A 25500-nucleotide genomic window follows, 5' to 3' on the forward strand; every position below is an offset into this window, starting at 1 on the left:
CATAGACTTGTCGACAAGGACCGCACCCGTGAGGAGGTCACTCCAGATGGAGGCACACGCGGGCGACCGGCTGCTGACGCACGGCAGGACCGTGGGACAGCACGACCAGGTCGCAGAGATCCTCGAAGTGCTCGGGGCCGGGGGCACTCCCCCGTACCGCGTCCGCTCCGAGGACGGACACGAACACCTGATTTCGCCCGGTCCCGACAGCGTCGTACAGCACAAAGTCCGTAAGCAGGCGCCGGAGACTCCGTAGCGGCCTCCGGCGGACGGCACTGCTCTTCACCCCCCGGGCCCCGGGCGGGCCGACCAGTACCTGGCGGCCCGCCCACAACACCCACTGCGTCCACTCCGCTTCTTCTGTCAGCGGGGTGGACGCACCCTGTTGCGATAGTGGTCGGTCACCACCCGGTCCATGGCTGCGATCCGGTCCGTGACCACGTCCTGGCCGGAGAAGTAGACATGGCCGCGCACCTGGTCGTAGGCGGCGGCGAAGTCGAGGTGGCGGGAGAGTTCGGCCGGGTCCTGCCAGGCGGCGGGCTGGGCCGGGTCACCGGCCTTGTAGAGCGCCTCGCCCACGAACAGATCGACGCCCGTGCCCCGTACAACCGCGTCCCACCAGGGCAGCAACTTGGCGTAGTCGGCGGCGGCGAAGCCGATGTTCCAGTAGATCTGCGGGCAGATGTAGTCGATCCAGCCCTTCTCGACCCAGCCGCGGGTGTCGGCGTGCAGATCGTCGTAGGTCTGCACGCCCGCCTTCGTGTCGGAGCCGAGCGGGTCGGTCGCGGCGTTGCGCCACACGCCGAACGGGCTGATCCCGAACTGGACGTTCTTCTTGATCTTCTTGATCCGCTCCGCCGTCTCGCGCACCAGCTTGTCGGTGTTGTCGCGCCGCCAGGCGGCCTTGTCCGGGAAGCCCGCACCGTATTTCGCGTACGTGGCGTCGTCGTCGAAGACCTGCCCGGCCACCGGGTACGGGTAGAAGTAGTCGTCCCAGTGCACGGCGTCGATGTCGTAGCGGCGGACCGCGTCGAGCATCGCGTCCTGGACGAAGCGGCGGACCTCGGGGATTCCGGGGTTGTAGTAGAGCTTCCCGCCGTACGGCAGGACCCAGTCGGGGTGCAGCCTGGCGGGGTGGGTGGCGACCAGGCGGGACGGATCGGTGTGGTTGGCGACCCGGTACGGGTTGAACCAGGCATGCAGTTCGAGCCCGCGGCGGTGCGCCTCGCGGACGGCCGTGCCCAGCGGATCCCAGCCGGGGTCCTTGCCCTGCACCCCGGTGAGGTACTGGGCCCACGGTTCGTAGGGCGAGGGCCACAGCGCGTCGGCCGTCGGCCGGACCTGGAGGATCACGGCGTTCAGCCGCCGGTCGACGGCCTCGTCGAGGTACGCGATCAGCTCGGCCTTCTGCGCGGCCGCTGTCAGACCGGGCGCGGAGGGCCAGTCGATGTTGGCGACGGTGGCGACCCACATACCGCGCAGTTCGCGCCGTGCCACATGGTGACCACGCTTGCGCGGCGCTGTCTCCGCCGGTTCGGCGCCGGTCTGCCGGGACGGCACCGCGACGGCATCACCGGCCGTGGTGATCGTGCTCACCACCGCTGCCACCACCCCGGCCGCACCCGCCACAAAGCCTCTTCTGGCCATTTGCCGCATTTCGTTGCACCTGCCGTCTCTCTGTGCTCGTCCGTCGCCCCGGTATCCGGGCGTAACGCAGAGCATGCCCGCCCCGGCCCGCAATGACCCGTAGGTCGCGGAGTAACGTCGGGGGGTCGGGGCGGGCACCGGAATCAGACGGGAACCTGCGACACGCAGAACAGCGAAAGGCACGAGGTGACGGACTCTATGGCCGACATTGCACGCGTCGGAGTGGTGGGCTGTGGCCAGATGGGCGCGGGCATCGCGGAGGTGTGCGCCCGCAGCGGTCTTGAGGTCAAGGTGGCCGAGACCACCGGCGAGGCGCTGGAGATCGGCCGCACCCGGCTGCACAACTCCCTCTCGAAGGCCGCCGAACGCGGCAAGATCACTCCGGAGGAGCGCGACGAGACACTGGCTCGTCTGAGCTTCACCACCGACCTCGGAGAGTTCGCCGACCGCGATCTCGTCATCGAGGCCGTCGTGGAGAACGAGCAGGTCAAGACCGAGATCTTCCAGGTGCTCGACCAGGTGGTGACCCGGCAGGACGCGATCCTCGCCTCGAACACCTCCTCCATTCCGCTGGTGAAGCTGGCCGTGGCGACCTCTCGCCCGGACCAGGTCATCGGCATCCACTTCTTCAACCCGGCCCCGGTGCAGAAGCTCGTCGAGCTGATTCCCGCACTGACGACGTCCGACGAGACGGTGCAGCGCGCCGAGGCCCTGGTGCAGGACGTGCTCGGCAAGCACCCGATCCGCGCCCAGGACCGCTCCGGCTTCGTCGTCAACGCGCTGCTGATTCCGTATCTCCTCTCCGCGATCCGGATGTTCGAGTCGGGGATCGCCAGCCGTGAGGACATCGACAACGGCATGGAGCTCGGCTGCGCCCACCCGATGGGACCGCTCAAGCTCTCGGACCTGATCGGTCTGGACACCGTGGCCTCGGTCGCCGACTCGATGTACGCGGAGTTCAAGGAGCCGCTGTACGCCGCTCCCCCGCTGCTCCAGCGGATGGTGGACGCGGGCCGGCTCGGCCGCAAGACGGGCTCGGGCTTCTACCCGTACTCCTGATCCGTCTCTCGTGCCCGCACGGGGCCGGCCGGGAAACCCCCGGCCGGCCCCGTTCATGGTTCCGGGGCTTCATCCCGGCCTCGGTTCCGCGGGTTTCATCCCAGCCGTAAGTGATGGAGCATCATCAGCCCGGCCACCATGCCCGCGGCCGGGACCTCGCCGCGGGCGATCATGTCGGGCACCAGCTTGAGCGGTATCCACTCGCGGCGCGAGGACTCGAAGTCGTCGCTGGGGTGGCCGGTCCAGGTGGCCTCCTCGGACCAGTAGAGGTGGTGCCGGGCGTCGGTGAGGCCGTTCGACGGCTCCACCGTCAGCAGCGGACGCAGCGGTCCGGGGCGCCAGCCGGTCTCCTCCTCCATCTCCCGGGCGGCGGCCGCTGTGATGTCCTCGCCGTCCTCGACGACGCCGGCGGCGAGTTCCCAGCCCCAGCTGTCGGTGATGAACCGGTGCCGCCAGAGCAGCAGTACCTCGTTGGCCTCATTGACGACGGTGGCCGCCGCGACGGGGCGGAGCCGGATGAGGTAATGGTCGAGACGGCGGCCGTCGGGGATGAGCACATCCGCCAGATTGACCCGGAACCAGCGGTTCTCATACACGGTTTGCTCGTTCAGATTCGTCCACCGCACAGTTTTGCCACCTTCCGACAAGTAGGTGACAACATCGCAGCAGGAACGGGACCGGAGGGGAACGTACCGGTACCCGCGGATGCGAACTCACAGCGGTACGCGCAACGCCCCGTCGATCAGTTCGGCGGCCCGCCCCGCGTCGGCGCAGCCGCTCGCGATCAGATCCTCGCGCACCGCACGCAGCCGGTCGCGCAGCCGTTGCGACTCCATGCCCCTGGCCCGCTCGGCCATCTCCACAGCCGTTGCCGCCGCCCGGTCCGCCTCGCCCTGACGCAGCTCGATATGGGTCAGCATGGCCAGCCGGTGCACCCGGCCCCGGTCGTGCGCCGGGGTACGCACGGCCGTCACCGCGTGTTCCCTGGCCCCCGGCAGATCGCCGAGGCCGAGCAGGGCCTCGGCCACCTGCACGTCGACCAGGCCCGGCTGGACGTACCCCGTCTCGTCCGGTTCATGGCCCGGCCGGATGCGTCCGGCCTCCGACTCGGCGCGCCGGATGCACTCCAGGGCGCTGGTGGCGTCACCGATGTGGGCGTACGCCTTGGCCTGCATCGCGTACAGATCGGCGGCCAGCGCGGGAGTGATGTGCCGGCCGGCGGCCCGTAGCGCCGCCTGCGCGAAGGCCACCGACTGCCGGTAGTCGGCGAGGAACAGCGACTGGTTGACCAGCAGGGCGATCACATAGCCGCCGAGCCCACGGTCGCCGCTCGCCTTGGCCAGCCGCAGTGCCTGGTGGAAGTAGCGCTGGGCGAGCCCGTGCGCGTCGGAGTCGTAGGCGCAGATACCCGCGACCGCCACCAGCCCGCCCGTCGCCCGGTGCAGTTGGCGCCCCATCGCGTCGCTGTAGCTGCCGCGCAGGAGCGGGGCGGTCTCGGTGTTGAGGAAGCCGACGATGCGGGAACGGGTCGCGATTCCGCCTGCCCTGCGGTACATCAGTTCGTAGTGGGCACGGGCCGCTCGCAGGGTCACTATGTCGGCCATGCAGACCCGGGTCGTGCCGCTGCGGGAGACGTCGACGTCCTCCGGCGGGTTCTCCCACTCCCAGACAGGCATCACCGCAGTGGTGCCCGTGACGGCGTCCGAGGCGAGTATGTGCGGGCGCTGCTGGTCGTCGGAGCGCCACAGCGCGGTGGCCCGCTCGACGAATCCGGTCAGTGTGGATCGGGGCACGGCCGTGCCGGCGCCCGGGGTCGCCATGCCGATGTCGTCCAGCGAAAGAGACCTGTTCAGCCGGTTCCCGAGCACTTCACAGATCAGGTCCGGCACCTGGCCGCGCGGGCGCTGCCCCTTCAACCAGCGTGCCACCGCGGTGTGTTCGTACCGCAGGCACAGCCCGCGGGAACGGCCGGCCCGGTTGATGTGAGCGGCGAGGCCCGCCCGGGAGACGCCCGCCTCCCCGATCAGGGCCTCCAGCAGAATGTTGGGCTCCGTTGCCCCCATTTGCCCCTCCGGTGGTTCGGCACGCCGAGGCGTGCCGAACCAGTGGAGCACGATTCACACGGGGTGTGAACGCAATGCCCGAACCGTCCCGCTGCGCACTCTGTTGCGCCGGTGCGCGGATCGGTTGAATCAGTCGTCTCGCAAGAGGCGGCCGGGTCGTCTGCTCCCCCTCGTACAGTCGACGACCCGCACCCGCCCGTCCGATTCCGCCGACCTGCCCGGCACTCCGTGGCGGCGCGGACGGTGCGGGCAACGCCCGCGAGCGGTTCTGTGCCGCTCGGCGAGCACAGGAGGGGCGTATCCGGTCAGCGGATACGCCCCTCTTTCATGATGTGTGCCGGATGAGGCGTTACGCGCCCCGCAGCACCGCGCCCGTCCGCTCGGCGGCCAGGGCCACCGCCGCGTCGCGGGCGGCCGTGGCCTCGTCCACGGTCAGCGTGCGGTCCGCTGCGCGGAAGCGCAGCGCGTACGCCAGGGACTTACGGCCCGCACCGATCTGGTCGCCGGTGAAGACGTCGAACAGCCGCAGCGATTCGAGGAGTTCACCCGCGCCCGCACGCAGCGCCTGCTCCACCTCGGCGGCGGGGACGCTCTCGGCGACGATCAGCGCGACGTCCTGGGTCGCCACCGGGAAGGCGGAGATCCGGGGTGCCCGGAGCGCGCCGTCGACGGCCTGCTCCAGGACGTCGAGCTCGACCTCCATGGCGCAGCTGCGCTCCGGCAGGTGGAGCTCCTTGATGACGCGCGGGTGCAGCTCACCGGCGTGCCCGAAGAGGGTCTCCTCGCCGTTCACCGTGACGTACAGCGCGGCGCAGCGGCCCGGGTGCCACGGCGCGTGCTGGTCGCTCCGGACGGTCACCTCGACGCCCGCCTCGCGGGCGATCGTACGAGCGGCCTCGATGGAGTCCGCCCAGTCGGCCGGGCGGCCCTTGCCCCACCAGCCGGCCTGCTCGCGGGCGCCCGCGAGGACGACCGCGGCGCGGCGCGGCTGACGCGGCAGCGTGGCGTTGAGCCCCGCGATCTCCTCGTCGGTGGGACGACGGTCGACGGGCAGCCGTACGGCCTTCGTCTCGCTGCCGGTGGGCCTGAAGACCAGGCCGGTCTCGAAGAGCGCGAGGTCGTGGCTGCCACGGCCGTCGTTGCGCCGCAGTGCGCCGAGCAGGCCCGGCAGCAGCGTGGTGCGCAGCGCCGGCTCCTCGTCGGAGAGCGGGTTGACGAGCCCGACCGTACGGCGGCGGGCGTCATCGGCGTCGATCCCGAGCTGGTCGAGCACGGCGTCGCCGATGAACGGGTAGTTCAGCGCCTCGACGTAGCCGGCTCCGGCGAGCGCCCGGCCGATCCTGCGGTGCAGCCGCTGGCGGTCGGTGAGCCCGCGGCCGGACGGCGGCGTCGGGAGGGTGGACGGGAGGTTCTCGTAGCCCTCGAGACGGATGACCTCTTCGGCGAGGTCGTTCGGCTCGCTCAGGTCGGGCCGCCAGGACGGCACGGTGACGAGGAGCTCGTCCTGCCCGTAGACGTCGCAGCCGACCTGCTGGAGGCGGCGTACGACGGTCTCGCGGCCGTAGGCGACACCGGCCACCCGGTCGGGGTGGTCCGCGGGCATCGCGATGGTGCGGGGCGCGGACGGGGCACTGACCTCGGTGACCCCGGCCTCGGCGGTGCCGCCGGCGAGCAGCACCAGCAGGTCGACGGTGCGTTGTGCGGCGGCGGCCGCGGCCTGCGGGTCGGCGCCGCGCTCGAAGCGCTTGGACGCCTCGGAGGACAGCTTGTGGCGGCGCGCGGTCCGGGCGATCGAGATCGCGTCGAAGTGCGCGGCCTCGATGACGACCTCGGTGGTGCTGTGCGTGTCTTCCTGGACGTCCGCGATCTCGGTGTTGGCTCCGCCCATGACGCCCGCGAGGCCGATCGGCCCGCGGTTGTCGGTGATGACCAGATCCTCGGCGTCCAGGACGCGGACCGTGCCGTCGAGGGTGGTGAGCTTCTCGCCCTGCTGGGCGCGGCGCACGCCGATCGGCCCGTCGACGCGGGTGCGGTCGTAGGCGTGCAGCGGCTGGCCGAGCTCCAGCATCACGTAGTTGGTGATGTCGACGGCGAGCGAGATCGGGCGCATCCCGGCCTTCTGCAGCCTGCGCTGCAGCCAGATCGGGGAGCGTGCCTCGGGCTGCAGGCCGACGACGGTGCGCGCGGTGAACCTGTCGCAGCCGATCGGGTCGGCGACCTTGACCGGGTAACCGAACGCGTTCGGCGCGGGCACGTCGAGAAGGGCCGGGTCGCGCAGCGGCAGCCCGTACGCGATGGCGGTCTCGCGGGCGACGCCACGCATGGACAGGCAGTAGCCGCGGTCCGGCGTGACGGCGATGTCGAGGACCTCGTCGACGAGCTGGAGCAGCTCGATCGCGTCGGTGCCGACCTCGTGCTCGGGCGGCAGCACGATGATGCCGTGCGTGCCGTCGTCGCCCATGCCGAGCTCGTCGGTGGAGCAGATCATGCCGTGCGAGGTCTTGCCGTACGTCTTGCGTGCGGCGATCGCGAAGTCGCCGGGCAGGACGGCGCCCGGGAGGACCACGACCACCTTGTCGCCGACGGAGAAGTTGCGGGCTCCGCAGACGATCTCCTGCGGCTCGCCGGTGCCGTTGGCGTTGCCGACGTCGACCGTGCAGAAGCGGATGGGCTTCTTGAAGCCGTCCAGCTCCTCGATGGTCAGTACCTGTCCGACGACCAGCGGGCCCTTGAGGCCGGCACCGATCTGCTCGACGGTCTCGACCTCCAGACCCACGGCGACGAGCTTGGCCTGTACATCACGGCCGGTCTCCGTCGCCGGCAGGTCGACGTACTCCCGCAGCCAGGAAAGCGGGACGCGCATCAGATCTCCATCCCGAACGGCCGGGTGAACCGGACGTCACCCTCGACCATGTCTCGCATGTCTTCGACGTTGTGGCGGAACATCAGCATCCGTTCGATGCCGAACCCGAAGGCGAATCCGCTGTACTTCTTGGGGTCGACACCGCAGGCGATGAGCACCTTGGGGTTGACCATGCCGCAGCCGCCGAGCTCGATCCAGCCCTCGCTGCCGCAGGTGCGGCAGGGGCGGTCCGGGTTGCCGACGGAGGTGCCGCGGCAGACGTAGCAGACCATGTCCATCTCGGCGGACGGCTCGGTGAACGGGAAGAAGTTCGGCCGGAGCCGGGTCTTCATGTCCGGGCCGAAGAGCGCCTGGACCATGTGGTCGAGGGTGCCCTTGAGGTCGGCCATGGTGAGGCCCTCGTCGACGGCGAGCAGCTCGATCTGGTGGAAGACCGGGGTGTGCGTCGCGTCGAGCTCGTCGGTGCGGTAGACGCGGCCGGGGCAGACGACGTAGACGGGGGGCTCACGGTCGAGCAGGGTGCGGGCCTGTACCGGCGAGGTGTGCGTACGCAGCACGACACCGGACTCGTCGTTCTTGGCACCGTCGGCGCCCTGGACGAAGAAGGTGTCCTGCATCTGCCGGGCCGGGTGGTCGGGCACGAAGTTCAGGGCGTCGAAGTTGAACCACTCCGCCTCGGCCTCGGGACCCTCCGCGACCTCGTAGCCCATGGCCACGAAGACGTCCGCGACGCGCTCCATGAAGGTCGTCAGCGGGTGGCGGGCGCCGGCCGGGGTGCGGTCGTAGGGCAGCGTGACATCCACCGCCTCCTCGACCAGCACGCGGGCGTCCCGCTCGGCCTCCAGCTCCGCCTGACGGGCGGCGAGGGCCTTGCTCACGGCGCCGCGGGCCTGGCCCACGCGCTTGCCCGCCTCGGCCTTGGCCTGCGGCGGCAGGGCGCCGATCTCCCGGTTGGCGAGCGACAGGGGCGAGGTACCACCGGTGTGCGCGGTCTTCGCCTGGGCGAGCGCGTCGAGGTCACCGGCGGCGGCGAAGGCGGCGAACGCCTCGTCCCGCATGCGCTCGATCTCTTCCGGTTTCAGTGCCTCGACCTCGACTGGGTCGTACGACTTGTTCGGTGCCGACATCTCTTCCCGTGCTTCCGATTGGCTGGTACTGCGCTTACCGGGGGACAGCCCCGGACCCCCATGGCCCCGCTCGACGACTGGAGGACGCAAAGGTGCCAAAGGTCGAGTCTAAGGGTCACAGGATGTGTGGGAGGCCCGTGGGCCGCTCAGACCAGGTAGGCCGGCGTGCTCACGGGCAGGATAAATCGGAATTCCGCGCCGCCGCCGGGGCCGCGGCCGACCGTGATCGTGCCGCCGTGCGCCTCGACGATGCCCTTGACGATGTAGAGGCCCAGGCCCGTACCGCCGCGCTTGCTCCCCCGCCAGAAGCGGGTGAAGACACGGCCCATCGACTCCTCGGGGATGCCGGGGCCTTCGTCGCTCACGGTGACGGACGTTCCCTTCTCGTCGCTCTTCGCGGGTGCGGGTGCGACTTCAATGGTGACGGTTCCCTCGCCGTGGCGCACCGCGTTTTCCAGCAGGTTGCCGAGCACCTGGTCGACCTTGTCCGGGTCGGCCCAGACCGCGGGCAGCGGCTGGCAGGTACGGACGAGGAAGCGGTCGGGGGTCTGGCCGTTCGCGGTGAGGGCCTGGATGTGGCGTTCGACGGCGGCGGAGAGGTCCACGGGCTGCCGTCGCAGCTCCAGCCGGCCGGAGTCGATCCGGGAGATGTCGAGCAGTTCGGCGATGAGCCGGGTGACGCGGCCCGCGTCGGCGTCGACGGTCTCCAGCATCAGGCGCTTCTGGTCGTCGGTGAACCGTTCCCATTTGGCGAGGAGGGTCGCGGTGAAGCCCTTGACCGAGGTCAGCGGGGAGCGCAGCTCGTGGGCGACGATCGCGATCAGCTCGGCGTGGCTGCGTTCGGTGCGGCGGCGGGCCTCGGTGCCGCGCAGCGAGATCACCAGACGGCGTACGGGACCGGTCGGGTGCTCTCGTACGTACCGTGCGGAGACCAGGACCTCGCGGCCGCCGGGCAGCAGCAGATTGCGCTCGGGCTGACCGACCCGGGTGGCGAGGCCGCCGTACGGATCGGTCAGCGCCCACCAGCGGCGGCCCTTGAGGTCCTCCAGCGGCAGCGCGTGCTCCAGGGGGCGGCCGAGAGCGGCGGCCCGCGGCACGGCGGTGATCCGGGCGGCCGCGGAGTTGAAGCAGATGACCCGGCCGGTCTCGTCGGCGATGACCAGGCCGTCGGGGAGGTCGTCGGGATCGACGGTCGCATCGACGGGTCCGAGGTCCGGTCCTTCGGCCGGTTCGCCCGCTGTGCCGGGGCCTTCACCGGCGCGCACGACGGCCGCGTGTGTCTCGCGCGGCCTGCTCATGCCGACAGCCATATCCCGTACCCCACCTCTCGAACCGGTGCAGTGGGCCCCCGAGTTCGTCACCCTACTAGTCGTCGGTGACGGAGCGACACCCTGCGGGGGCGCACTGCTGCGGTCCGCCGTTCGGCGGGGTACGGGGCATGGCGTCGGTCAGACGGCGACCTCGACGCGGTCCCCGGTCGGCCGGGCCGCCCGTTCACGCCTCATGAGCGATCCGGAGGCGAACGATCCGGCGGCCGTGCAGGCCGCGATCACCATCAGGAGCAGGGCCGCACCCCACGAGGCACCGTTCGCCGCGCCGGTCAGCGAGGTGGCGAGCAGCGGTACGAATCCGGCCACGACACCCGCGAGGTTGTAGGACATCGCGACCGCGCTGTAGCGGAACGCCTCGGGGAACATTCCGGAGACCACGGCGCCGATGGGGGCGTACGGAATGGAGAGTGCGCCGATCCCGAGCCCCACCCCGAGGTAGACCAGTGCGGGCTTGCCGGTGTCGACGAGCCAGAAGGCCGGGAAGGCGACGGCCATCGTGACGAGGCCGCCGATGGCGCAGACCGTCCAGGCGCCGATCCGGTCGGCGATCCGCCCCGCCACGACGAGCACGACGATCTCGACGACCGAGCCGATGACGGTGGCGTTCAGCATCACGGACTTGTCGATGCCCAGCTCGTCGGTGCCGTACGAAATGATGAACGTGGTCATCAGGAAGAAGCCGCCGACGCCGAGCAGGGCCGCGCCGATGCCGATGATCATGCGGCCCCAGGTGCGGCGGAACGCCTCGATGAGCGGTGCGGGCTTCGGACCGTTCTTCTCGGCGTCGGCGAGCATCGCATGGAAGACCGGCGACTCCTCGATCCGCAGCCGCATGTAGAGCGCGAAGCCGAGCAGCGGGAACGCGGCGAGGAACGGCAGGCGCCAGCCCCAGGAGTAGAAGGAGTCGTCGGGCAGCATCCCGACGAGGGCGAACGCGCCGGACGAGATCAGGGTGCCGACGGGCGAGCCGAGCTGCGGGATCGAGGAGTAGCTGCCGTGCTTCTCCTTGGGCGTGTGCTCCAGCGTGAGCAGCATGGCGCCGCTCCACTCACCGCCGACCGAGATCCCCTGCAGGAAGCGGAGGAGTGCGAGGAGGACGGGGGCCCAGATGCCGATGGTGGCGTAGCTGGGCAGCAGGCCGATACAGCCGGTGGTGACGCCCATCATCACGACGGTGATGATCAGGGCGACCTTGCGGCCGTAGCGGTCGCCGATGTGGCCGAAAACGGCCGCACCGATGGGGCGGGCGACAAAGCCCACGGCGAAGGTGACGAAGGACGCGATGGTGCCCACGGCCGGGTCCAGCTCGGGGAAGAAGAGCCGGTTGAAGACCAGGGCGGCGGCGGTGCCGTAGAGGAAGTAGTCGTACCACTCCAGGGCGGTGCCGGTGAAGGCGGCGATCAGCAGTCGCCGGATGTCCTTGATGTCGGGCGAGCTCACACGTTCTCCTGGGGACGGAGGGCCTGGTGGCCTTGAGGGGACGGGGGAACGGGCTGTACGGGTGTGCGGGTGGCGGCCTGAGACCGACCGGCACATGGGGGGTGGGAGAAGGAACGGGGCTGGGTGCGTGCAGCTGCAAGGCGAAGGAGGGAAGCAACGCGAAGGGGGTCCCCCCATGTCTTCAGCTATGGGGGAGTCGGTGACTGACGACAACGCGGGAAGCGTGCGTGCCAGGGCGTGGCCGCCCGGTCGGAGGTCACCCGACAGGCTCTAAGCTGCGAGGCCGTGCGGGTCGTGGACGGGATCGCCGTCGACGACGGTCGCGAGGACCTGGAGCGAGCCGATCCGGTCCGGATCGGTGCGGAGCGGGTCGGCGTCGAGGATCGTGAGGTCGGCGAGCTGCCCGGGGACGAGGCGTCCCTTGCGGCCGCCGAAGCCGGTGGCACGGGCGGAGCCCTCGGTCCAGGCGCGCAGGGCGTCGAGGACCGGGACGCGCTCGTCGGGCCCGTACACGGCGCCCGAGCCGGTGCGCCGCTGGACCATGGCCTGGATGGCGGGCAGCGGGGCGCCGGGGGCGACGGGCCGGTCGGAGCTGCCGGGTACGGGCAGGCCGAGGTCGAGCAGCGAGCGCAGCCGGTAGGACCAGGCGGTGCGCTGCGCGCCGAGCGACTCGGCCATGGCGTCGCCGAACGGCGGCAGGAAGTTGTGCTGCGGTACGGGGATCACGCCGAGTTCGGCGAACCGGCCGAGCTGGTCGGGGCGGACCACTCCGGCATGCTCGATGCGGTGGTGCACGCCGGGGCGCGGGAGCTCGCGCTGAGCGCGGGCGAATGCGTCGAGCGCGAGGTCGACGGCCCGGTCGCCGATGGCGTGGGCGGCGACGGTCCAGCCGGAGCGGTGGGCGGCGACGACGGTCTCGGTCATGGCGTCGGCGTCGTTCTGGAGGTATCCGGTGGGGTTGGCCGCCTCCGCCTCGTTGTGCGGGCAGCCGCAGAAGGGTTCGGTGACGGCGGCGGTCCGGCCGAGCAGGGAGCCGTCCAGAAAGATCTTGACGGGTCCGAGGGAGAGCCGGTCGTCGCCGAAGCCGGTGCGCATCCCGAGGTCGAGCCCGAGGCCGATGCCGTCGTCGGCGTGCGAGACCAGCGGGTGCAGGACGTCGGAGGCGGCCATCAGCTGGGCGCGGGTGTGGAGTCTGCCGGTGTCGCGGGCGAGCTGGTAGGCGGCGAGTTCGACCGGGGTGTGGCCGATCCAGCCGCCGCCGATGCCGGCCTCGGTGAAGCTGGTGATGCCTTCGGTGAGGTAGTGCCGGGTGGCGGCTCCGACGGCGTCGGCGACGCTCTCCACGGGGTACGGGAGTACGTGCCGCTGCACAAGGCGCTGGGCGGTCTCCTCCAGGAGTCCGTCGGGCCGGCCGTCCTCGTCGCGGGAGACGACCCCGCCGTCCGGGTCGGTGAAGCCGTCGGCCAGGATGCCCGCGAGGCGCAGCACCGGGGTGTTGACGACGCAGGCGTGCCCGGAGATGTGCTTCAGCCATACCCGCCGGCCGCCCGCGGCCCGGTCGAGGGCGTCGCGGTGCGGGTAGCGCCCGCCGGTCCGGTTGTGGTCGAGTCCGGCGCCGATCACCCAGGCGTCCTCGGGCAGTGTGGCGGCGTACGCGGCCACGGCGTCGTACACCTCGTCGACGGTCCGTGCGCCGGAGACGTCGAGCTGGGTGAGGGTGAGGCCGAACCACGCGGTGTGGCAGTGGGCGTCGTTGAAGCCGGGCACGACCGTGGCGCCGCCCGCGTCGATGACCCGTGCGGCGGGGAGGTGCTCGACCTCCTCGTCGAGTCCGACGATGCGGCCGTGCAGGGCGCCGAGGGTGCGGGCGGTGGGCCGGGCGTCGTCGAGGGTCAGGATGTTCGCGTTGCGGACCAGCAGATCGAGTTTCACGGGCGAAGGTCTTTCGGGCTCAGGCGAGGTGGTGCAGCTGGGCGAGCGGCACGGCGTCGGCGGCGGGGGCTGCGGTGGGGACGCCGTCGACCAGGACGGGTGCCGGTTCGCGGGGTACCAGGACGTGCGGGGTCGCGGTGTTGTGGAGCATGTCGGCGCGGGTGAGGCCGCGGGAGCCGCGGATCGGCGCGTAGGTGAGTCCCTTGGGCAGCGCCGCCCGGGCGGCCCGGTCCGCCAGCGCGGCCTCGGCGACGAAGATCCGGGAGAGCCGCGCGGGCGCCTGGCCGAGGGCGCCGAAGTAGGGCTTGTACGTACGGGGCTGGGTCAGCCGGGTCGATCCCGAACCGGACCCCGTGTTGCCCCACGCCACGAACCCGGCCTTGATGACCAGTTCGGGCTTCGAACCGAAGTAGGCGGGGTGCCAGAGCACCAGGTCGGCGAGGCGCCCCACCTGGGCGGTGCCGACCTCGTGCGCGAGGCCGTGGGCGATCGCCGGGTTGAGGGTGATCTTGGCGAGGTAGCGCAGGGCCCGCTGGTTGGCACGGTGCTCGACGCCGCCCTCCCCGGCCGCCAGTGCCTGGAGGTGGGCGAGCTGCCAGGTGCGGCGGACGGTCTCGGCGATGCGGCCCATGCCCATGGAGTCGGAGTTGACGATGGAGATCGCGCCGAGGTCGTGCAGGGCGTTCTCGGCGGCGATGGCATGGGCGCGGATACGGCCCCTGGAGATCTCCACATCGCTGGCGGAGTGGTGGTTCTGCCGGTGCACGGTCATCGTCATCGGGAAGAGTTCCCCGACGGTGTTCGGGGTGTACGGGATGGTCGGCGTGGTCGACGACGGCAGGATGTTCGGCTCGCAGAGGATCTCCAGCAGATCGGGGTGCCCTCCGCCGCCCTCCACGTGGTACGCGTGCACGGTCCGGCCCCGGGTGGAGCCGATGGTGTCGCGCAGATAGCCGGACTCGTTCATCGAGTCGGTGTGCAGGGCGACCGGCAGATCGGCGGCCTCGGCGGTATCGAGGCAGTTGTCGATGATGCGGGGGGTGGCCCCGAAGTCCTCATGGATCTTGAAGCCGCCGGCCCCGGCGAGCACGGACTCGTCGAGCAGGGTGCGGGAGCTGGACGAACCGCGGGCCAGGAACGCGATGTTGAGCGGGGTGCCCTGCCAGGAGCTCATCAGGGTGTGCAGGTTGTGGGCCGGATTGCAGCCGATCTCCCAGACCCCGCCGAGCCCCATGCCGACGAGCGTGGTGACTCCGGCCGCGAGCGCTGCGGGCGCCACCTCGGGCGAGGAGAGATGGACGTGGCTGTCCACGATGCCGGGGGTGGCGATCAGCCCTTCGCCGGGGACGACCGAGGTGTGTGAGTCGATGGCGTACTCGACCGGCATCACGTCCGGGTTGCCGACGCCGCCGACGGAGACGATCCGGCCGTCCTTGATGCCGATGTCGGTCTTGCGGACGCCGAGAACCGGGTCCATGAGGACGACTCCGGCGACCACCATGTCGAGGGCGGAGTCCCGGTCGGAGCGGGGCGAGGCCAGCAGCCCGTCACGTACGGTCTTGCCGCAGCCGCCGAGCAGTTCGTCGCCGGGGGTGCCGTCGTCGGCCTCCACCTCGACCCACAGGGCGGTGTCGCCGAGCCGGATGCGGTCACCGGTGGTCGGACCGTACAGAGCGTTGTACGTACGGCGGTCGATGCTGGTCATGCGCGCTGCTCCTCGGACTGGGCGTGCTGCGGGTGGCGGGAGAGGGGGATCAGCGAGACCTCCCGGGACTCCCCCGGCTCGAAGGCCAGCGCGGTGCCGGCCGCGATGTCCAGCCGCAGCCCCCGCGCCGCTTCCCGGTCCAGCTCCAGGGCCGCGTTCACCTCGTGCAGCGGATAGTGCGAGGAGACGAACACCGTACGGTCACCGGTGTTGCGGAGGGTGAGGGTGGTGCGCGGACGCCCCTCGTTGATCCGTACCGGAGCGGGGGCGGTCCGTACGGCACCGGGTGCGGTGTCGGGTGTCCCCGGGCCGATCGGCCAGTCGACGGCAACGAGGGCGGTGCCGCTCGGGAAGAGCGCCTCGACCTGCACGGTGGTGACGATGTCGGCCACGCCGTCCATCACGTCGGCCTCGGTGAGCACGGAGCGGCCCACCTCGATCACTTCGTCCAGACCGAGCCCGTCCCAGGCGGCTTCCAGCACCTCGTCGCAGATCAGCGCGATGGCCTCCGGTGTGTTCAGCCGCCTGCCGCGCGCCCTGCGGCGGCGGGCCAGTTCGGCGACGGTGAACAGCTGGAGACGCTCCTGCTCGCGAGGCGTCAGATGCACTGCCAGGACCTCCCTGAATGCGGTGGGCCCGGAGGGGGATTCCGGATTGCCTCAGCTTCAAGGGCAACGAGCACAGATCCAACGTCGAAACATCACCTGTACAGCCCCTTACATTGGTCATATGCACACTCCGGTTTCCGGTTTCCCTCCCCCGTCCCGTCGGATCGCCGAGCTCGCGGGCCAGTGCCTGGACAACATCGACGGTCTGATCGGACAGTGGATGGAGATGATCAATCCGGTCCGGAGCGCCTATGCCGACCGAGTGCCGGACGCCGATTTCCGCAGCTCCGCCTGGCAGGCGTTCGAGCTGCTGCTGCGTACGGTGGCGCAGCTCCCGGTGCCCGTGCACATCGCCGGGGTGTCGCAGCGCGTGGGTGAGCAGCGGGCCCGCCAGGGCGTCCCGCTGGACTCGCTGCTGGAAGCGGCCCGGCTGGACTTCCGGGTGGTGTGGGCGGCGCTGGTCCAGCGCGCGGACGAGGAGGACATGGCGGAGCTGGTGACGTCCGCGTACCACGTGTGGGAGGCCGTCGAGTCCCATGTCACGGGCATCATGACCGCGTATCAGCGCACGGTTCTGGAGATGGGCCGGCGTCAGGAGGACGAGCGGCGGATGTGGTTCTCCCGGCTGCTGGAGAGCGAGGGCCACAACCCGACGGTGGTACGGAACGCGGCGCTGGCCCTGGGCTTCGACGGCACGGGCACGTTTCTGTGCGCGGCGGCCCCGGCGGCGGAGGGTTCGGGGCTGCACCGGGCGGCGACGGCGCTGCGCGCGGCGGGTGCTCCGGTGCAGTACCAGGCGGTCGGCGGGGACGCTGTGCTGGTGGTGGAGCTGGGCCGGCGCACCACGTGGCAGTCGGTGCTGGTCCGGCTCGCGTCCACCCCGTGCGGTGTATCGCCGCAGGTGAACGGGCTCGCAGCGGTGCCCAGGGCGGCTGTGCTGGCCATCGCGACGGCGCAGATGCTGCCGCCGGACGCCCGTTCACCGAGGCTGCTGGAGGACAGCTGGCTGGATGTGCTGGTGCGGCGGGCCGGGAACTTCGGCACGGATCTGGCCGCCGATGTGCTGGGCGGTCTCGACGGCCCCGGAGTGTCGGCCACGGAGGCGGCACGTCTGCTGGAGACCGTCACCGAGCATCTGCGCGGCAGCGGCTCCATCGCGGACACCGCGGCCGCGCTGTACTGCCACCGCAACACGGTCCAGCACCGCTTCGCCCGCTTCCACGAGCTGACCGGCCGCGACGTCCGGCGCCCCGACGACGCGGCACTGGTCGCGGTGGCCCTGCGGGCCAGGACCGCGGCCGCGGATTAACGGCGCGGGCGCTGGGCCCGTGCGGAGGCGTACAGGCAGACGGCCGCCGCCGTCGCCAGATTGAGGCTCTCCGCCTTGCCGTGGATCGGCACCCTCACGACGGCGTCGGCCAGCGCCCGGGTCTCCTCCGGCAGGCCCCAGGCCTCGTTGCCGAAGACCCAGGCGGTCGGCCCGCCCATGGTCCCCGCGTCGAGCTCGTCGTCGAGGTCGTCGTCGCCCGCTCCGTCGGCGGCGAGAATCCGTACGCCTGCGTCCCTCAGCCCCTGCACGGCCCGCTCCACCGGAACACCGACGGCGACCGGCAGATGGAAGAGCGAGCCGACCGAGGCCCTGACGGACTTGGGGTTGTAGAGGTCCACCGAGGCATCGGTGAGCACGACGGCGTCGGCACCAGCGGCGTCGGCGCAGCGCAGCACCGTACCGGCGTTCCCCGGGTCGCGTACGTGGGCGAGGACGGCGACCAGCTTCGGCTTCGCGGCGAGGATCGCGTCGAACGGCGAGTCGAGGAAGCGGCAGACACCGATGAGACCCTGCGGGGTGACGGTCTGCGACACATCGGCGAGCACATCGCCGTCCGCGAGGTGCACCCGGGCACCGGCGGCGTGGGCGGCGTCGACGATGTCGGCGTACCGCTCGGCCGCCTCGACGGTGGCGAACAGCTCGATCAGCGTCGCCTCGCCGTCGCTGCCGCGGTGCCCGGCGGCCTCGCGCACGGCCTGCGGCCCCTCGGCGATGAACCTGCGCTCCTTGCCGCGGAAGTTGCGCTTGGCCAGCCGCCGGGCGGCGGTGACGCGCGGCGATCGCGGGGAGATCAGTTCGGGGGTGCCCATGGTCGGCGGCGAGCCTCTCTGCGTACGGAGGTGACGGACGTACGGAACATGTCGTGCAACGCACCGGACCCGCAGACGACGAGCGCCTGCGGGTCCGGCTCAGAAGACAGGAAGTGCGACCTGGATCAGGCGGCCTTCGGGGCGTTGACATCGCTCGGGAGGGCCTTCTGGGCAACCTCGACGAGGGCGGCGAACGCGTTGGAGTCGTTGACCGCGAGCTCGGCCAGGATCTTGCGGTCCACCTCGATGTTGGCGGCCTTCAGACCCTGGATGAGGCGGTTGTACGTCATGCCGTTCTGGCGGGCAGCGGCGTTGATGCGCTGGATCCACAGCTGACGGAAGTCGCCCTTGCGCTTCTTGCGGTCGTTGTAGTTGTAGACGAGGGAGTGGGTGACCTGCTCCTTCGCCTTGCGGTACAGGCGGGAGCGCTGGCCGCGGTAACCGCTGGCCTGCTCGAGGATTGCCCGGCGCTTCTTGTGAGCGTTTACTGCCCGCTTGACGCGTGCCACTTTTTAACTCCTTGTAGCGGGGCCGTGGTTGGACTCACACGGCCCGGAAACGAATTGGTCCCGGTCTGAGTCGAGCTCGCCGCCCACGGGTTCACCGAGGGCCGCGGACTCACTTGCCGAGAAGCTTCTTGATCTTCTTGGCGTCGGACGGAGCCACTACGACCGTGCCGGTCAGCGAGCGGGTCTTCTTGGACGACTTGTGCTCAAGAAGGTGGCGCTTGCCGGCGCGCTCACGGAGCACCTTGCCGGAGCCGGTGATCTTGAAGCGCTTGCTGGCACCGCTGTGCGTCTTGTTCTTCGGCATCGCGCCGTTCTCTCCTCGTCAGTGGCGCCCCTCGCGGTGCGGGCACCGGACAGCAGGGGCGTCAGATCTTGGTGGGAATTCCGGGGGGACCCGGGGCCGCCTGGATGGCGGCCCCCTGAGGTCACGCCTCGGAAGGTGTCTCGGCCGGAGCCTCGGACTGCGCTTCGGCAGCCTCGCCCGCAGCTTCGGCGTCGGGGGTGGAACCCTGACGCCCCGCCTTGCGGGCGGCCTGGGCCTCGCGGGCCTCGGCCATGGCTTCGGTCTTCTTCTTGTGCGGGCCCAGAACCATGATCATGTTCCGGCCGTCCTGCTTCGGGTTGGACTCGATGAAGCCGAGTTCCTCCACGTCCGAAGCGAGACGCTGGAGCAGTCGGAAGCCCAGCTCAGGGCGGGACTGCTCACGACCACGGAACATGATCGTGATCTTGACCTTGTCGCCCTGCTTGAGGAACCGGACGACGTGACCCTTCTTGGTGTCATAGTCGTGCGGGTCGATCTTCGGCCGGAGCTTCATCTCCTTGATGACCGTGTGCGCCTGGTTCTTGCGCGCCTCACGGGCCTTCATGGCCGACTCGTACTTGAACTTCCCGTAGTCCATGAGCTTGCACACGGGCGGACGGGCGGTCGCCGCCACCTCGACCAGGTCGAGGTCGTACTCCTGTGCGAGTTCCAGGGCCTTGGCAAGCGGAACAATCCCGACCTGCTCGCCGCTGGGACCGACAAGTCGCACCTCGGGAACGCGAATCCGGTCGTTGATGCGGGGCTCGGCGCTGATGGATCCTCCTCGGTAGCACCACGCGGCCGTCTGGCGGACAGCCACGTAACGTCTGTTTCGTGAGACCAACCGCACCAGCACATCAAAAATGCCCCGGACGGGACACAGGCGGGGCTCCTGGAAAACCGGAACACCGTCGCGTTCAACCGCGGGGCGTATCGGGCGGCTCCATCGTCCGTACGGAACGATGGGCGCCACCTGACCGGTGACCTGCCGTCCCGGAGGATGGTCAGGTGGGAGATCGGAGCCTCCACTTGTGGGCCGAGCACATAGGTACCCAGCCGGTCGTTACACAAGGTTAGCAGCTCCCCCGGGCGTGCGCGAACCGGCTCTCGCCCACCGCTCCCGCAGACAGGGCGGCACCGGAGTGGGCCTATCGTATGGCGCATGAGTGACGCGACCCCCACCACCGATTCCCCCGGCTTCGACGACATGGCCCGCGACATCGCGGAGGTGCCCGCGGTCGAGGTGATCGTGACGGTCGCGGTCAATCTGATGAGCGCCGCCGCCGTGAAGCTCGGGCTGACCGAGGACGGCGACGAGCACAAGGACCTCGACGAGGCCCGCAAGCTGGTGCATGCGCTGGCCGGCCTGCTGGACGCCAGCACCACCGAGATCAGCTCCTTCCACGCGGCTCCGCTGCGTGACGGCCTGAAGTCCCTGCAGCTGGCGTTCCGCGAGGCATCGCTCGTACCGGACGAGCCCGGCCAGGGCCCCGGCGAGAAGTACACCGGCCCCGTCTTCGGCTGAGCCCGCCCGCCTTCCCTTTCTTACGACTGACGACTTCTTACGACCGTGAGCCCCCCGTCCCGAGGATTCGGGCGGGGGGCTCACGTCGTCGCACCGAAGCCGGACGGGGCCCGGCAGGTGGGCCACCCGGCACGGGACGCCCGTCCGTACTTCGAGCCGGCAGCCGGCTCGGGGATCAGCGCGTGAACAGGGCCTCACCGGGCGTGGGCGCATCGGCCGGAAGCAGCGCCAGGTCCAGGCCGCGCACCAGGCGGGCGCGCAGAACGTCGTCGGCCGCCAGCAGTTCCGCGACCCGGCGGGCCGCGTCGGCGGGGTCGGCATCGGGTGCGAGGACGAGGGCCAGGGTGCCGTCGGCCCGGCCGGGGCCGAGGTGCGCACGGAGCACCGCGGGCTCGGCGGCGACCGCGTCCCGGACCGCCGAGGTGACCGCGGGGTCGTCCAGCGGATCGGCGCTGGTGCGGCCCTCGGCGAGGGCGAGCAGTGCGGAGCCGGTCAGCTCGAATGCGACCGGGCCGGCGAGATCCAGGACGACCGTGTCCGCCTTCTCGTGCGCGGCCGCCTGAAGCGCCTGATGCAGGGGGACGGCGACGGGGCGGGCCTGCGGATCCCAGCGGGCCAGTGAGGCGGTCGAGGTGAAGGCGGGCAGGGCGCGACGGTCCCCCGCCTGAAGGGTGGGGACTGCCATGTCACTGGTCTTCTCGCGACGCAGCCCCTTCTCGTCCTCCTCCACCTCCCCCAGGACGGCGACGACAGGGACCAGGAGACGGGCACCCTTGAGAGCTTCGAGTACCGGGCCGATGGCCTTCCTGTCCTCGGCCCAGGCGGCGAGTGCCGCGGTCAGGGCCGGGGAGGCCGTGCCGTCGTCGTCGGAGTAACCGGGGTCCGGAATGTTCTTCAGCGCCACAGGGCGAGCGTAGTGCCTGGGGTTTCCTGCCCTGGCGACAGGTCGGGCTCAGCCGGTTCCCGGGTGCCGTTCCTGGCGTCCGGGGCATGTCCCGGAACAGATTCCGCGGCTCCGCGCTCTCCGCGTCCGTGACGGCCGTGATCCTGCCGGCGGGTTCGGCCGCGGGTGGCATCTGCCTGGCCGGCCGGCTGTCGGATCACGCCCCCGGCTGGGCGCTGAAGAACGGCTGGATGCCCCGGGCGACGACCGGGCTGTGGGACGTCAACAGCATCGGACGGGTGAGTGCGGACGGCCGCACCCATCTGGTGGCGGTGCTCTCGGGCGGGCAGCGGACGAAGGAGACGGGGATCGCGCTCGTGAAGTCGGTGGCGAAGGCGGCGGTGGGCGTGCTCGACGCCGCCCGGTGAGCGCGGCCCGAGCGTTGCTGGAGCCGCGTTCAGCGCCGTACGGTGGCAGGCCTGTTGCCCCTGCCGCGCCACAGCACCACGGCCAGAGCCAGCAGGACCGCCCCGAGACCGCCCGCGGCGGGGGCGAGCCAGCCTGCGGGGCTGCTGTCATCGTGTTCGGGGGTGGGGCCGGGGCCGAAGTACCGCTTTCGGTATCCGGCCTCGGCGGAGTCGGCACGCACGCCGGCGGGACGGAGCTCGGCTCCGGCCTTGATCGCCGCGGCGGGGTCGACGATGCCGTACCCGCGGGCGTCGTCACGGCCGGACGCCGGGGCACTGCGGGCCGTGTCCGCAAGCAGTTGCTTGATCTGGGCGGGCGTCAGTCCCGGATGTGCGGCACGGACCAGCGCGACCGCGCCCGAGACGAACGCGGCGGCGGCGGAGGTGCCCCACTCCACGTAGTACTGATGGTCGGGGGCGGCGACGACTATGTCGACTCCGGGGGCACTGACGGTGGCGTACCAGCGGCGGGTGGAGAACGCGGCATGTGTGCCGTACCGGTCGACGGCGGCGACCGCGATCACGCCGGGGTACGCGGCGGGGTACGAGATGTGGTCGCCCTTCTCGCCTCCGTTGCCCGACGAGGCGACGACGACGGCCCCCTTCTTCAGCGCGTACTGGATGGCGGCGTCCTCGCCCGAGTCGGGGTGCGCCGACTCGCTGTCGTCGCCGAGCGAGAGGTTGATGACGTCGGCGCCGTGGTCGGCGGCCCAGCGGATGCCGTCGGCGAGCGCCGTGCCGCGGGACTCCCGGGCCTTGGCACGGGCCGGATCGGAGGCTTCGAGGATCACCCGGACCGGGAGGATCTCCGCCTCGGGCGCGATGCCCAGCACTCCTTCGCCGCGGCCTGCACCATGGCCGTGACCTGCGATGATCCCAGCCATCGCGGTGCCGTGCCGGGCCCAGGACCGATCTCCGCGGCCGGCACCGAAGCCGATCATGTCCTTGCCGGGCAGCACCTGGCCGGCCAGGTCGGGGAGGCCGCCGTCGACCCCGGTGTCGACGACGGCGACGGTGATCCCCCTGCCCTTGGTGGTCCGCCACGCCTGATCGGTGTGGAGCGCCTCAAGGCCCCACTGCTGGTCCCGGATGGCATCGGCCCTGGCCGGCGCCGCGGGCAGGAGCGCGAACGCGGTGGCGGCGCAGACCGCACCCAGGGCGCGGCGGTGGCGGCGGGTGCGGCGGCTCATTCCGGCTTCTCCGTGAGGTCGGTGACGGTCCGGCGCAGGCCGCGCTCGATCCGGTCGGCGATTCCCTTGGCCTCGTGGCCGAGCCCGGCCTGGGCGGCGGCCGTGGTGGCGTTCGCGGCCATCGCCTTGTCGACGGGTTGCGGATCGGTGACCGTACGCCCGTCGGCGAACCCGGAGACCGCGAACACGACGACGGGTACCTCGGTCAGTACATGGACGGTCCAGCTGGCGCGCTGCCGGTCGCCGAACCCGGCAGCGACCGTGCCCTTGACGGGGTACGTACGGGGCATCAGGTCGGTGCGCCGGTCGAGGTGCTGGTCGGTGAAGCGGGTGCTCAGCGCTCTCATGGCCTCGGTGTCGCCCTCGGTGAAGATCAACCCGACCGTGGTGACACTGCTGCTGGTGGCGTCGGTGTAGGTGGCGCGGAGCATGCGCTCGCATCCGACCGGGCCCAGTGTCCTGGCCAGCAGCGGGTCCAGGGCCGGCGTACAGCCGCTGTCCGGGGCGACGCCGACCCGGGTCCAGACCCGGTCGGCACCGCCGGGCCCCGCTCCGTCGCCGGTGAGCGTGCGCGGGAAGAGGGTGTCCACCGGGACGCTGTGCCAGGCCGAGCGGCCCACGGTGTAGGCGCTGTGGGCGGCGGGGTCGGCCGAGGAGTCGCTGGTGAGCCAGGCGCCGGTGGCCGCGCCGCCGATCAGTCCGAGCCCGAGGACGACGCAGGCGGCGGCGGTCGCGGTCCTCACGGGGTGGCGGGTACGGATGGGGCGCAGCCGGGTGGTGGTCTCCACGGGTGTCTCGGGGAGCGGATGGCGGTACGCGTGCGGCTGCGGGTACGCGTGCGGGACGTGCACCTGCCCGGGCGGTGGCGGGGCCGCCCCTGGACGCGGGGTGAGGTCCACGGCGCCGACGGGCCGCCGGCGGGTCGCGGCGGGCGGCTGCCCGGGGCGGGGCGGGGCGGTGGCGGGCACGGGAGCCGAGGGCACGGGCCGGAGCCGCGCTGTGGTCTCCACGGGCGGGACTGCCGAGGGGTGCGTCGGCTGAGGGGGCGCGACCGGCTTCGGGTCCGGCTCCTGCCGCTGAGGTGCGGGCATCGGTACCGGGGCGGATGGTCCCACCGGCGCCGCCGGGCCGGGCATCGGCGCCGGCGCTGCTGGCGGTGCTGTCTTCGGGCGCGGCGGAACGGGCACGCTCGCGGAGGTCGCGGAAGGGGCCTGCGCAGGGTGCGCGGGCGCCGGTGGTGGGGTCGTGGGGCGGGGCGGGACTGGAGCACGCTGCGCCTCGGTACTCATCCGCCCCCCTGGTCCCCTTTTCCGTACCGCGCGCGGATCGACGTCACAGGCAGGCCCGTTGGTTGCCGCGTGCCCGTCACTCTACGGGGTGCAACGGCCCCGGTGGGAGCGGGACGCCCTGCCCCTGGACGATCTGCGCAGATCATCCCCCTACCCAGCGGTACGGCCGTCTGGCAAGCTGCGGCCATGACTGCCCGCGCTGCTGACCGGACCCGTTACGAACGGGCCACCGCTCATCTGGACGCCCCGATCGCCATCGTCGATCTCGATGCGTTCGATGCCAACGCCGACGGCCTCGTCCGCCGGGCCGCAGGGAAGCCGATCCGGGTGGCGAGCAAGTCTGTGCGCTGCCGGGCCCTGCTGGAGCGGGTGCTCGCGCGGCCCGGGTTCGCCGGGATCATGTCGTTCACACTGGCCGAGTCGCTGTGGCTGGCGCGGGCCGGTTTCGACGACGTACTGCTGGCATATCCGTCGGCCGACCGGTCCGCCTTCGCGGAGCTGGCCGCCGATCCGAAGCTGGCCGCCGCCGTGACGGTGATGGTGGACGATCACGCGCAGCTGGAGCTGATCGACGCGGCACGGGCCGGTGGCCGCGAGGAGATCCGGGTCTGTCTGGAGCTGGACACCTCGCTGCAACTGCTCGGCGGACGGATCAGGATCGGCGCCCTGCGTTCACCGCTGCGCTCCCCCGCCCAACTGGCCGAACTGGCACGCTCGGTGGCGCGCAGGCCCGGCTTCCGGCTGGTGGGGCTGATGGCGTACGAGGGCCATATCGCCGGGGTCGGGGATTCGGTCGCGGGACGGCCGCTGCGCTCCAGGGCGATCCGGCTGATGCAGGCCGCGGGCCGCAAGGAGCTGGCCGCCCGGCGGGCCGAGGTCGTGCGGGCGGTACGGGCGGTGGCGCCGGACCTGGAGTTCGTGAACGGCGGCGGCACCGGCAGTGTGCAGCACACCGCGGCGGAGCGCGCGGTGACCGAGATCGCGGCCGGATCGGGTCTCTACGTACCGCGGCTGTTCGACAACTACACGTCGTTCACGGCGCGTCCGGCGGCGCTGTTCGCCCAGCCGGTGGTGCGCCGGCCGGGTGTGGGTGTGGTGACGGTCCTCGGTGGCGGCTATCCGGCGTCCGGGCCGGCGGGTGCGGACCGGCTGCCCGTCCCGTATCTGCCGGAGGGACTGCGCTACGACCCGCAGGAGGGGCCGGGCGAGGTGCAGACTCCCCTGCTCGGTGCCCCGGCCGACGATCTGCTGATCGGCGACAAGGTGTGGTTCCGGCACGCGAAGGCCGGTGAACTGTGCGAACGCTTCGATGAGTTGCAGCTGATCGAGGGTGACCGGGTGACGGCGACCGTGCCGACGTACCGCGGCGAGGGCCGTACGTTTCTGTGAGATCAGGCAGCCACGGAGCTGCCCACGCCG

The 25500-nt window shown here is 71.4% G+C and carries 22 protein-coding genes and 1 pseudogene; 6 read left to right on the forward strand and 17 right to left on the reverse strand.

Annotation, left to right across the window (positions count from 1 at the left end; translation table 11 throughout):
- Nucleotides 1-46: 46 nt before the first annotated feature.
- Nucleotides 47-256, forward strand: a complete 210-nt coding sequence (locus tag ACIPEK_RS10865; protein WP_401994046.1) for a DUF1918 domain-containing protein — start codon at nucleotides 47-49, stop codon at nucleotides 254-256.
- A 107-nt stretch (nucleotides 257-363) separates the two neighbouring features.
- On the opposite strand, the gene ACIPEK_RS10870 is transcribed toward ACIPEK_RS10865, so the two are convergent.
- On the reverse strand, nucleotides 364-1656 hold the full coding sequence (locus tag ACIPEK_RS10870; protein WP_401993529.1) for a glycoside hydrolase family 10 protein: 1293 nt from the start codon (nucleotides 1654-1656) through the stop codon (nucleotides 364-366).
- A gap of 189 nt (nucleotides 1657-1845) precedes the next feature.
- Between ACIPEK_RS10870 and ACIPEK_RS10875 the strand changes: the two genes are divergently transcribed.
- A complete protein-coding gene (locus ACIPEK_RS10875; protein WP_383073731.1) occupies nucleotides 1846-2706 on the forward strand; it encodes a 3-hydroxybutyryl-CoA dehydrogenase in 861 nt (286 codons plus the stop codon).
- Nucleotides 2707-2801: 95 nt separating this feature from the next.
- Here the strand turns inward: ACIPEK_RS10875 and ACIPEK_RS10880 are convergent, their stop codons facing one another.
- From ACIPEK_RS10880 to ureA, 9 genes are all read right to left on the reverse strand, one after another.
- Nucleotides 2802-3332, reverse strand: a complete 531-nt coding sequence (locus ACIPEK_RS10880) for an NUDIX domain-containing protein (protein ID WP_383073729.1) — start codon at nucleotides 3330-3332, stop codon at nucleotides 2802-2804.
- Nucleotides 3333-3419: 87 nt separating this feature from the next.
- Nucleotides 3420-4769 (reverse strand): transcriptional regulator, encoded by a 1350-nt coding sequence (locus ACIPEK_RS10885; protein ID WP_401993532.1) that lies wholly within the window; start codon nucleotides 4767-4769, stop codon nucleotides 3420-3422.
- 349 nt (nucleotides 4770-5118) lie between these two features.
- Nucleotides 5119-7632 (reverse strand): phenylalanine--tRNA ligase subunit beta, encoded by a 2514-nt coding sequence (gene pheT / locus ACIPEK_RS10890; RefSeq protein WP_401993535.1) that lies wholly within the window; start codon nucleotides 7630-7632, stop codon nucleotides 5119-5121.
- On the reverse strand, nucleotides 7632-8759 hold the full coding sequence (gene pheS, locus ACIPEK_RS10895; RefSeq protein ID WP_401993538.1) for a phenylalanine--tRNA ligase subunit alpha: 1128 nt from the start codon (nucleotides 8757-8759) through the stop codon (nucleotides 7632-7634). The genes pheT and pheS overlap by 1 nt, the downstream gene beginning before the upstream one ends.
- 146 nt (nucleotides 8760-8905) lie before the next feature.
- Nucleotides 8906-10069 carry an ATP-binding protein gene (locus tag ACIPEK_RS10900; protein WP_401993541.1) on the reverse strand — a complete coding sequence of 388 codons (1164 nt, stop codon included), beginning with the start codon at nucleotides 10067-10069 and terminating at the stop codon, nucleotides 8906-8908.
- Nucleotides 10070-10207: 138 nt separating this feature from the next.
- Complete coding sequence (locus tag ACIPEK_RS10905; protein ID WP_401993544.1) at nucleotides 10208-11530, reverse strand: MFS transporter; 1323 nt, start codon at nucleotides 11528-11530, stop codon at nucleotides 10208-10210.
- A 270-nt stretch (nucleotides 11531-11800) separates the two neighbouring features.
- Nucleotides 11801-13462, reverse strand: coding sequence for an amidohydrolase (locus ACIPEK_RS10910; protein WP_401993547.1), 1662 nt, complete (start codon nucleotides 13460-13462; stop codon nucleotides 11801-11803).
- 19 nt (nucleotides 13463-13481) lie between these two features.
- Nucleotides 13482-15167: an urease subunit alpha gene (locus ACIPEK_RS10915; RefSeq protein WP_401993550.1), complete on the reverse strand. Its 1686-nt coding sequence runs from the start codon at nucleotides 15165-15167 to the stop codon at nucleotides 13482-13484.
- Nucleotides 15164-15775 carry an urease subunit gamma gene (ureA, locus tag ACIPEK_RS10920; protein ID WP_401993553.1) on the reverse strand — a complete coding sequence of 204 codons (612 nt, stop codon included), beginning with the start codon at nucleotides 15773-15775 and terminating at the stop codon, nucleotides 15164-15166. Before ureA ends, ACIPEK_RS10915 begins: the two co-directional genes overlap by 4 nt.
- A gap of 121 nt (nucleotides 15776-15896) precedes the next feature.
- Here ureA and ACIPEK_RS10925 point away from each other — a divergent pair, with 121 nt between their 5' ends.
- Nucleotides 15897-17084: a PucR family transcriptional regulator gene (locus ACIPEK_RS10925; protein WP_401993556.1), complete on the forward strand. Its 1188-nt coding sequence runs from the start codon at nucleotides 15897-15899 to the stop codon at nucleotides 17082-17084.
- Here the strand turns inward: ACIPEK_RS10925 and ACIPEK_RS10930 are convergent.
- The 4 genes from ACIPEK_RS10930 to infC all read right to left on the reverse strand — a co-directional run bounded on the left by ACIPEK_RS10930 (nucleotide 17081) and on the right by infC (nucleotide 19547).
- A complete protein-coding gene (locus tag ACIPEK_RS10930; RefSeq protein ID WP_383073711.1) occupies nucleotides 17081-17914 on the reverse strand; it encodes a TrmH family RNA methyltransferase in 834 nt (277 codons plus the stop codon). The two genes, ACIPEK_RS10925 and ACIPEK_RS10930, sit on opposite strands and share 4 nt — an antisense overlap.
- A gap of 125 nt (nucleotides 17915-18039) precedes the next feature.
- On the reverse strand, nucleotides 18040-18423 hold the full coding sequence (gene rplT, locus ACIPEK_RS10935; protein WP_072484442.1) for a 50S ribosomal protein L20: 384 nt from the start codon (nucleotides 18421-18423) through the stop codon (nucleotides 18040-18042).
- A 109-nt stretch (nucleotides 18424-18532) separates the two neighbouring features.
- Nucleotides 18533-18727, reverse strand: a complete 195-nt coding sequence (rpmI, locus tag ACIPEK_RS10940) for a 50S ribosomal protein L35 (RefSeq protein WP_072484441.1) — start codon at nucleotides 18725-18727, stop codon at nucleotides 18533-18535.
- Nucleotides 18728-18848: 121 nt separating this feature from the next.
- A complete protein-coding gene (gene infC / locus ACIPEK_RS10945) occupies nucleotides 18849-19547 on the reverse strand; it encodes a translation initiation factor IF-3 (RefSeq protein WP_383073710.1) in 699 nt (232 codons plus the stop codon).
- 342 nt (nucleotides 19548-19889) lie between these two features.
- Between infC and ACIPEK_RS10950 the strand changes: the two genes are divergently transcribed.
- Nucleotides 19890-20252: a DUF1844 domain-containing protein gene (locus ACIPEK_RS10950; RefSeq protein WP_093896122.1), complete on the forward strand. Its 363-nt coding sequence runs from the start codon at nucleotides 19890-19892 to the stop codon at nucleotides 20250-20252.
- A 175-nt stretch (nucleotides 20253-20427) separates the two neighbouring features.
- Here the strand turns inward: ACIPEK_RS10950 and ACIPEK_RS10955 are convergent, their stop codons facing one another.
- Entirely contained in the window at nucleotides 20428-21156 is a 729-nt protein-coding gene (locus tag ACIPEK_RS10955) for an SseB family protein (RefSeq protein WP_401993561.1), read from the reverse strand.
- Nucleotides 21157-21362: 206 nt separating this feature from the next.
- On the opposite strand from ACIPEK_RS10955, the pseudogene ACIPEK_RS10960 reads away from it, so the two are divergent.
- Nucleotides 21363-21563, forward strand: a pseudogene (locus tag ACIPEK_RS10960) (hypothetical protein); the annotation flags it as partial.
- Nucleotides 21564-21592: 29 nt separating this feature from the next.
- On the opposite strand, the gene mycP reads toward ACIPEK_RS10960, so the two are convergent.
- Both mycP and ACIPEK_RS10970 read right to left on the reverse strand, forming a co-directional pair.
- The gene (gene mycP / locus ACIPEK_RS10965) at nucleotides 21593-22792 is read right to left on the reverse strand and encodes a type VII secretion-associated serine protease mycosin (protein WP_401993564.1); all 1200 of its coding nucleotides are present in this window, start codon (nucleotides 22790-22792) and stop codon (nucleotides 21593-21595) included.
- Nucleotides 22789-23691: a hypothetical protein gene (locus ACIPEK_RS10970; protein ID WP_383078517.1), complete on the reverse strand. Its 903-nt coding sequence runs from the start codon at nucleotides 23689-23691 to the stop codon at nucleotides 22789-22791. The genes mycP and ACIPEK_RS10970 overlap by 4 nt, the downstream gene beginning before the upstream one ends.
- Nucleotides 23692-24267: 576 nt before the next feature.
- On the opposite strand from ACIPEK_RS10970, the gene ACIPEK_RS10975 reads away from it, so the two are divergent.
- A complete protein-coding gene (locus ACIPEK_RS10975; RefSeq protein WP_401993566.1) occupies nucleotides 24268-25470 on the forward strand; it encodes an amino acid deaminase/aldolase in 1203 nt (400 codons plus the stop codon).
- The last annotated feature ends 30 nt before the right edge of the window (nucleotides 25471-25500 follow it).

Source organism: Streptomyces sp. NPDC088246, assembly GCF_044741025.1.
Taxonomy (GTDB): domain Bacteria; phylum Actinomycetota; class Actinomycetes; order Streptomycetales; family Streptomycetaceae; genus Streptomyces.

What these genes read in the sequence shown, in the direction of transcription:
- mycP (WP_401993564.1), bottom strand. Translation starts at nt 22,792, where the DNA reads ATGAGCCGCCGCACCCGCCGCCACCGCCGCGCCCTGGGTGCGGTCTGC.
- pheT (WP_401993535.1), bottom strand. Translation starts at nt 7,632, where the DNA reads ATGCGCGTCCCGCTTTCCTGGCTGCGGGAGTACGTCGACCTGCCGGCG.
- ACIPEK_RS10925 (WP_401993556.1), top strand. Translation starts at nt 15,897, where the DNA reads ATGCACACTCCGGTTTCCGGTTTCCCTCCCCCGTCCCGTCGGATCGCC.
- ACIPEK_RS10870 (WP_401993529.1), bottom strand. Translation starts at nt 1,656, where the DNA reads ATGCGGCAAATGGCCAGAAGAGGCTTTGTGGCGGGTGCGGCCGGGGTG.
- ACIPEK_RS10865 (WP_401994046.1), top strand. Translation starts at nt 47, where the DNA reads ATGGAGGCACACGCGGGCGACCGGCTGCTGACGCACGGCAGGACCGTG.
- ACIPEK_RS10975 (WP_401993566.1), top strand. Translation starts at nt 24,268, where the DNA reads ATGACTGCCCGCGCTGCTGACCGGACCCGTTACGAACGGGCCACCGCT.
- ACIPEK_RS10900 (WP_401993541.1), bottom strand. Translation starts at nt 10,069, where the DNA reads ATGGCTGTCGGCATGAGCAGGCCGCGCGAGACACACGCGGCCGTCGTG.
- rpmI (WP_072484441.1), bottom strand. Translation starts at nt 18,727, where the DNA reads ATGCCGAAGAACAAGACGCACAGCGGTGCCAGCAAGCGCTTCAAGATC.
- ACIPEK_RS10950 (WP_093896122.1), top strand. Translation starts at nt 19,890, where the DNA reads ATGAGTGACGCGACCCCCACCACCGATTCCCCCGGCTTCGACGACATG.
- pheS (WP_401993538.1), bottom strand. Translation starts at nt 8,759, where the DNA reads ATGTCGGCACCGAACAAGTCGTACGACCCAGTCGAGGTCGAGGCACTG.
- ACIPEK_RS10930 (WP_383073711.1), bottom strand. Translation starts at nt 17,914, where the DNA reads ATGGGCACCCCCGAACTGATCTCCCCGCGATCGCCGCGCGTCACCGCC.
- ACIPEK_RS10915 (WP_401993550.1), bottom strand. Translation starts at nt 15,167, where the DNA reads ATGACCAGCATCGACCGCCGTACGTACAACGCTCTGTACGGTCCGACC.
- ACIPEK_RS10875 (WP_383073731.1), top strand. Translation starts at nt 1,846, where the DNA reads ATGGCCGACATTGCACGCGTCGGAGTGGTGGGCTGTGGCCAGATGGGC.
- ACIPEK_RS10885 (WP_401993532.1), bottom strand. Translation starts at nt 4,769, where the DNA reads ATGGGGGCAACGGAGCCCAACATTCTGCTGGAGGCCCTGATCGGGGAG.